A 7156-nucleotide genomic window follows, 5' to 3' on the forward strand; every position below is an offset into this window, starting at 1 on the left:
GGACACTAGTGCGCGGCCGAGTCCCAGCTGCGGCCTACGCCGACCGAGACCTCGAGGGGGACCGACAGGTCGATGGCGTTGGACATGTGTTCGCGGGCAAGGGATTCGAGTTGGTCGCGTTCGCCGGGGGCCACCTCGAAGACGAGTTCGTCGTGGATCTGGAGGAGCATGCGGGACTTCAGGCCGGCGGCGCGGATGGCCTGCTGGGTGTCGATCATGGCGACCTTGATGATGTCGGCCGCGGTGCCCTGGATGGGGGCGTTGAGGGCCATGCGTTCGGCGGCCTCGCGGCGCTGGCGATTGCTGGAGTCGAGATCGGGCAGGTAGCGGCGGCGGCCGAAGAGGGTTTCGGTGTAGCCGACCTTGCGGGCCTGCTCGACGGCGTCGCGCAGGTAGTCGCGGATGGCGCCGAAGCGGTTGAAGTAGATGTCCATCTGGACCTTGGCCTCGTCGGCGCTGATCTTCAGCTGCTGGGACAGGCCGTAGGCCGAGAGCCCGTAGGCCAGGCCGTAGGACATGGCCTTGATGCGGCGGCGCAGTTCCGGATCCACCTCGGAGATGGGGATGTCGAAGGCCTTGGAGGCGACGAAATTGTGCAGGTCCTCGCCGGAGTTGAAGGCTTCGATCAGGCCCTCGTCCTTGGACAGGTGGGCCATGATGCGCATTTCGATCTGGCTGTAGTCCGCGGTCATCAGCGACTCGAAGGCCGTGCCATTGGAGCCGACGACGAAGGTGTCGCGGATGCGGCGGCCCATATCGGTGCGGATCGGAATGTTCTGCAGGTTGGGCTCGGTCGAGGACAGGCGCCCGGTGGCCGCCACCGTCTGGTTGAAGGTGGTGTGGATGCGCCCGTCGTCGGCGACCGACTTGAGCAGGCCGTCGACGGTCACCTTGAGGCGGGTGGCGTCGCGGTGCTCGAGCAGGTGCTGCAGGAACGGGTGCTGGGTCTTCTCGTAGAGACTCTCCAGCGCGTCGGCATCGGTGGTGTAACCGGTCTTGGTGCGCTTGGTCTTCGGCATGTCGAGCTCGTCGAACAGCACCACCTGCAGCTGCTTGGGCGAGCCGAGGTTGATCTGCTTTCCGATCACGTCGTAGGCGCTGTTGGCGGCCTCGGCGACACGGTCGGCGAATTCGCGCTGGAGTTCCTCGAGCTGACCGGAGTCCACCGCGATGCCCGCGGCCTCCAGATCGGCCAGCACGCCCAGCAGTGGGAGTTCCATATCGCGCAGCAGGGCGGTGGATTCGATGCGCTCGAGCTCGGCGTCGAAGGCGTCGGCGAGGTCGGAAACCGCACGGGCGCGCAGCATCTGGGCATTGGCGACCTCGGCGTCGACCTGCTCCTCGTCGTCGAGCAGCGACAGCTGGGTCTCGCCGCCGTTGTCGACGCGCAGCTCCCGGCTCAGGTAGCGCAGGGACAGGTCCTCGAGGTTGAAGGTGCGCTGGCCCGGCAGGATCAGGTAGGCAGCCAGGGCGGTGTCGCTGGTGAGCCCGCCCAGCTGCCAGCCGCGCCCGCGCAGCGCGTGCATGGCGGTCTTGGCCTCGTGCAACGCCTTCGGGACCTCCGCGTCGGCGAGCCAGGCGCCCAGCGCCTTCTCGTCCTCGGGGGTCAGGGTGTGCACGTCGATGTAGGCGCCCTCGCCGTCCGCGGCGGCCAGCGCGATGGCCTGGGTGTCACCGTGGATCGGAGAGCCGGTGCCGACGACGGAAACACCTTGGCGCACACCTGCTTTCGCGTGCTCGGCGAGCCAGTCGGAGACCGCGCCCGCGGCCAGCGCGCTGCCGCTGATCTCGAACCCGGCCTCGGCCTCGGGCTCGACCGGGGCGAGGGTGTCGAAGAGCCGGTCGCGCAGGACGCGGAACTCCAGCTCGTCGAACAGCCGGTGGATCTTGTCCCGATCCCACGGCTGCATGGCCAGCTGGTCGGGCGTGTACGGCAGCGCCACGTCCTTGACCATCTCGGTGAGCTGCCGGTTGAGCACGACGCTGGACAGGTTGGCGCGCAACGCGTCTCCGACCGTGCCCTTGACCTTGTCCACCTGATCGACCAGCGTGGCCAGGTCCCCGTACTCGCGTACCCACTTGGCCGCGGTCTTCTCCCCCACGCCCGGAATGCCGGGCAGATTGTCACTCGGGTCGCCGCGCAGGGCCGCGAAGTCCGGGTACTGCTGCGGCGTCAGCCCGTACTTCTCCTCGACCGCCGCCGGGGTGAACCGCGTCAGCTCGGAGACGCCCTTCTTCGGGTAGAGCACGGTCACGTTCTCGTTGACCAGCTGCAGCGAGTCCCGGTCGCCGGTCACGATCAGCACCTTGAAGCCCTCGGGCACGGCCTGCGTGGTCAGCGTCGCGATGACGTCGTCGGCCTCGAACCCGTCGATGGCCATGACCGGAATACCCAGCGCCCCCAGCACTTCCTGGGTGGTCTCCACCTGCCCCTTGAACTCGTCCGGGGTGGTCGACCGATTCGCCTTGTACTCCGGATACGCCTCGGTGCGGAAGGTCTTGCGGCTCACGTCGAACGCCGCCGCCACGTGCGTGGGCTTCTCGTCGCGGAGCAGATTGATCAGCATTGCCGTGAACCCGTACACCGCGTTGGTGGTCTGCCCGCCGTGCGTCTTGAAGTTCTCCGCGGGCAGCGCGAAGAACGCGCGATAGGCCAGCGAATGCCCGTCCAGCAACAGCAGGGTCGGCTGCTGTTCCCCGGAGGCGGACGCGGACACGACGGGACGCTGATCGGTAGAGGCAGGGGTCACCCGACAGAGTCTAGGTATCCCCACCGACATCCGTGCGCAGCGGGCGCAACCGGCCCGTCGCCGCAGGTCACGCAAATCGATTTCATCCCGGGCGGGGCACCTGGTAGCGTGATCATCCGTCAAAGGGGTGTAGCTCAATTGGCAGAGCAGCCGTCTCCAAAGCGGCAGGTTGCAGGTTCGATTCCTGTCGCCCCTGCTTGAAGGCTTCGGGCCGGTCACCGTTCAGGTGACCGGCCCGAATGCTTTCCGGGGTACCGATTTCAGCCGACGCCGAGGTAGGCCGACTTGACGGCCGGGTCGTGCAGCAGGGCACGGCCGCCGCCGGTCTTGGTGACCTCGCCGGTCTCCAGGATGTAGGCGCGATCGCTGCGGGTCAGGGCCTGCTGGGCGTTCTGCTCGACCAGCAGGACCGTGGTGCCCTGGGCATTGATGTCGGCGATGATCCGGAAGATCTGCTGGATCACCATGGGGGCCAAGCCCATTGACGGCTCGTCGAGCAGCAGCAGCTGCGGACGCGCCATCAGGGCGCGCCCGATGGCCAGCATCTGCTGCTCACCGCCGGAGAGGGTGCCGCCGACCTGGCGACGGCGCTCGAGCAGACGGGGGAACAACTCGTAGACCCAGTCCAGGGTCTGGTTGTAGTCGGCCTTGGCCTTGAACGGGCGTGCGTGACAACCCATGTCGAGGTTTGCCTGGACCGTCATGCCCGGGAAGACACCGCGGCCCTCGGGAGCCTGGATGAGGCCCTCGACGACGCGTTCGTGCGCCTTCATGCGGGTGATGTCGCGGCCCTGGAACATGATGCAGCCCCGGGTGAGCGGGAGCAGGCCCGACAGCGCGCGCATGGTGGTGGTCTTGCCCGCGCCGTTCGCGCCCAGCAGCGTGACCAGCTCGCCCTGACCGACGTTCAGCGAGATGCCGTGCAGGGCTTGGATTCTGCCGTAGTTGACGACCATGTCCTCGACCGCGAGCAACGGCTGATCGGCCGCGGCGGCGGGAACCTCCGAACCGGGGAGCCGCTTGGCCAGATCCGGAACCGGTTGCGTACCGGCACTTTCCGCCGCCGGGGCGAAGCCTTCCTCGGGCGGGGCAAGACGTTCGGTCTTCGGCTCGGCGGCCGCGGCCTCCGCTTCGTCGGGCACGCCGAGGTAGGCGTTGATCACCGCCGGATCCTGGCGGATCTGCTCGGGCAACCCGTCGGCGATCTTGCGACCGAACTCCAGCACCACGATCCGGTCGGTCACACCCATGACCAATCGCATGTCGTGCTCGATGAGCAGCACCGTGTAGCCGTCGTCGCGGATCTTGCGGATCAGATCCATGAGCGCGGACTTCTCGCTCGGATTGAAGCCCGCGGCGGGCTCGTCCAAGCACAGCAGCTTCGGCTCGGTCGCCAAAGCGCGGGCGATCTCCAGGCGGCGCTGATCGCCGTAGGAGAGGTTGCGCGCCTTCTCGACCGCGTACGGCGCGATGCCGACGAATTCCAGTAGCGCCATGGCTCTTTCGAGCGATTCCTTCTCTTCGCTCCGATGCCGGGGAGTGCGGAAGACCGCGCCCGGGACCGAGGTCCGGTGCCGGGCGTCCGCGCCCACGACCACGTTCTCGAGCGCGGTCATCTCGGCGAAGAGCCGGATGTTCTGGAAGGTGCGCGCGATGCCCAGGCGGGTGATCTCGTTGCGCTTGGTCTTGGTCAGCGGCTTGCCGTCGAAGAAGACCGTCCCGCCCGACGGCCGGTACACCCCGGAGATGGCGTTGAAGCAGGTGGTCTTGCCCGCGCCGTTGGGCCCGATGAGCCCGAGGATCTCGCCGCGGCGGATCTCGAAGCTGACATCGTCGAGCGCGGTGAGGCCGCCGAACTTGACGGTCAGTCCGTCGGTGCGCAGCAGCGGCGCGCCGACCGCGGTCTGGATTTCGCGATGCGGCGCGGCGATTTCCGCGACCAGGTCCGAATCCGCAAGCACCGGAAGGACTTCGGTCACATCGAGCATGCCCGCGCTGGGCTCGACCTCGGGGCGCGCGTACCCGGCCGCCATGTCCTCATTGTCGAAGAGCGCGTCGCCCGGCCCCGTCACTGTCCAGCTCCCGTCGACTGCGCGGCCACCGGCCGTCGCACCACCCGATACACCTGCCGCCCGTAGGCCAGCAATTTCTGCCGCGCCGGGAACAGACCCTGCGGCCGGAAGATCATCACCACCACCAGGGTGAGACCGAAGAACAGGTACTTGTAGTCGCCGAGGGACTGCCCGCCCACGTCCACGCCCATGAACCGGTTGGGCAGGTACACGATCAGGAACGCGCCGACGATCACGCCGAGCTTGTTGCCCTGACCGCCCAGCACCACCGCGCACAGGAACAGCATCGAGTTGATGACGTTGAAGCCCTGCGGATTCACGTACTGGACCTGACCCGCGTACAGCGCGCCCGACAGCCCGCCGATGCCCGCGCCGATCATGAACGCCCACAGCTTGAACTTGAAGGTGGGCACGCCCATGATCTCGGCGGCGTCCTCGTCCTCGCGAATGGCGACCCAGGCGCGGCCGACCCGGCTGCGCTCGAGATTGCCGACGAACATGAGCACGATGACCACCAGCACGATGCCCAGCCAGTACCACCAGGTGCCGGAACTGGCCCGGTCCAACAGGTTCCAGGTGTCGCGGTCACCGAGATTGCCGGAGGAGAAGTAGCCGCCGGGATGGGTGTCGGACTCGCCGAGGTGCGGGTACTGGATCCGGGAGAGGCCCAGGCTGCCGTTCGTGATCTCGGGCAGATTGTCGGCCAGCAGGCGCACGATCTCACCGAAACCGAGGGTCACGATGGCGAGGTAGTCGCCGCGCAGGCGCAACGTGGGGGTGCCCAGGATGAGACCGGAGATCGCGGTCGCCAGGATCGCGATGGGCACGCAGGCCAGCCACGCCCACTTGGGATTCAGCCAGCCGCCGTCGGTCTGGCTCCACGGGCTGTTGGGACTGGTCAGCAGGCCGACCGAATACGCGCCGACCGCGTAGAAGCCGACATAGCCGAGGTCCAGCAGACCCGCCTGTCCCACAACCACATTCAGGCCGATGGCGATGAGCGCGTACATGGCGAACTGCGCCATCACGCCGCCGAAACTGGTGCCGGGGGTGTCCAGCAGCGGGATCTTGAACAGCGGCAGCGCGGCCAGCACGATGACCGCCGGAACACCGACCGCCCACTGCGCCGGGCGGGACAATCCGCCCCACCACTTGCGGATGCCGTCGCCGACACCGCGCCCACGCGCCTTTTCGGGGCCGAAGTCTTGCTTCCAGGCGGGCGGCAGGATGCCCTTGTGCGGCGGGCGCGGGGAACGAGCCATGTCGGTCATGCGCGCGCCCTCCCCAGGCTCTCACCGAGGATGCCGGTGGGACGGACCATGAGCACCGCGACCAGCACCACGAACGCGACCACGTCGCGCCACTGGTCACCGAAGAGCACCTGGCCGTAGTCCTCGGCCAGGCCCAGCAGCAGACCGCCCAGCAGGGCGCCGCGCAGGTTGCCGATACCGCCCAGCACGGCGGCGCTGAAAGCCTTGATGCCCAGGATGAATCCGCCGTTGTAGATGATGCCGTTGGGGATCTTGAGCGTGTAGAGCATGGCCGCGGCACCGGCCAGCACACCACCGATGAGGAAGGTCAGCATGATGACCCGTTCCCGGGACACACCCATCAGCGTGGCGGTGTCGGGATCCTGGGCCACCGCGCGAATGCTGCGGCCGAACTTCGTATTGTTGATCAGCAATTCGGTGGTGAGCGCCAGCGCCACCGCGGCCAGCACGATCACCATCGCGATATTGGTGACCGACGCGCCGAAGAGCTTGAACTGCTCGGTCGGCGTCACCAGCTGGGTGGGCTGCTGCGCATTGGTGCCGCCGAGCTTGTTGCCGGTCAGCTTGGGCAGGATGTAGTGCACGAATTCCTGCAGCACGAACGACATTCCGATCGCGGTGATCAGGAAGATCAGCGGTTCCGCCCCGCGTTTACGCAACGGGCGATAGGCCACCCGCTCCAATCCCACGGCCGCCACGCCGGAGACCAGCATGCCGAAAATCATTGCCGCGCAGAGATATACGATCGTCAGCACGGTGCCCTGCGAATACACGTCGCCGCTGGCCGCGAATCCGAAGACCATCAGGCCGACCAGCTGGCCGAACATGCCCAGCATGAATACTTCCGAATGCGCGAAATTGATCAGGCGCAACACACCGTAGACCAGGGTGTAGCCGACCGCGACCAGTGCGTAGATCGAACCGTAGGTCAAGCCTTCCACGGTGAGCCGCCAGAATTGATCGACGACCGCGGAGACATTGAATTGGATGGAGCTGCTCGCCAGCAGCGTCACATCAGCCAGAGCGGGTGCAGACATTCGTTACTTTCGCCGTCCTAGTGTCG

The 7156-nt window shown here is 67.1% G+C and carries 4 protein-coding genes, 1 tRNA gene and 1 pseudogene; 1 reads left to right on the forward strand and 5 read right to left on the reverse strand.

Annotation, left to right across the window (positions count from 1 at the left end):
• Nucleotides 1–5: 5 nt before the first annotated feature.
• Nucleotides 6–2750 (reverse strand): DNA polymerase I, encoded by a 2745-nt coding sequence (polA, locus tag NS2_RS34530; RefSeq protein ID WP_186817626.1) that lies wholly within the window; start codon nucleotides 2748–2750, stop codon nucleotides 6–8.
• Between the two features lie 123 nt (nucleotides 2751–2873).
• Between polA and NS2_RS34535 the strand changes: the two genes are divergently transcribed.
• Nucleotides 2874–2946: transfer RNA gene (locus tag NS2_RS34535), tRNA-Trp, on the forward strand.
• A gap of 64 nt (nucleotides 2947–3010) precedes the next feature.
• Here the strand turns inward: NS2_RS34535 and NS2_RS38135 are convergent.
• The 4 genes and pseudogenes from NS2_RS38135 to NS2_RS34550 all read right to left on the reverse strand — a co-directional run bounded on the left by NS2_RS38135 (nucleotide 3011) and on the right by NS2_RS34550 (nucleotide 7130).
• Nucleotides 3011–3706, reverse strand: a complete 696-nt coding sequence (locus tag NS2_RS38135) for an ABC transporter ATP-binding protein (protein WP_230464303.1) — start codon at nucleotides 3704–3706, stop codon at nucleotides 3011–3013.
• A 174-nt stretch (nucleotides 3707–3880) separates the two neighbouring features.
• Nucleotides 3881–4738, reverse strand: a pseudogene (locus NS2_RS38140) (ABC transporter ATP-binding protein); the annotation flags it as partial.
• A gap of 80 nt (nucleotides 4739–4818) precedes the next feature.
• Nucleotides 4819–6093 carry a branched-chain amino acid ABC transporter permease gene (locus tag NS2_RS34545; RefSeq protein WP_071811971.1) on the reverse strand — a complete coding sequence of 425 codons (1275 nt, stop codon included), beginning with the start codon at nucleotides 6091–6093 and terminating at the stop codon, nucleotides 4819–4821.
• Nucleotides 6090–7130, reverse strand: coding sequence for a branched-chain amino acid ABC transporter permease (locus NS2_RS34550; RefSeq protein WP_033091547.1), 1041 nt, complete (start codon nucleotides 7128–7130; stop codon nucleotides 6090–6092). The genes NS2_RS34545 and NS2_RS34550 overlap by 4 nt, the downstream gene beginning before the upstream one ends.
• Between the last annotated feature and the right edge of the window lie 26 nt (nucleotides 7131–7156).

Origin of the sequence: Nocardia seriolae NBRC 15557, assembly GCF_007990715.1 — a bacterium.
GTDB lineage: Bacteria > Actinomycetota > Actinomycetes > Mycobacteriales > Mycobacteriaceae > Nocardia > Nocardia seriolae.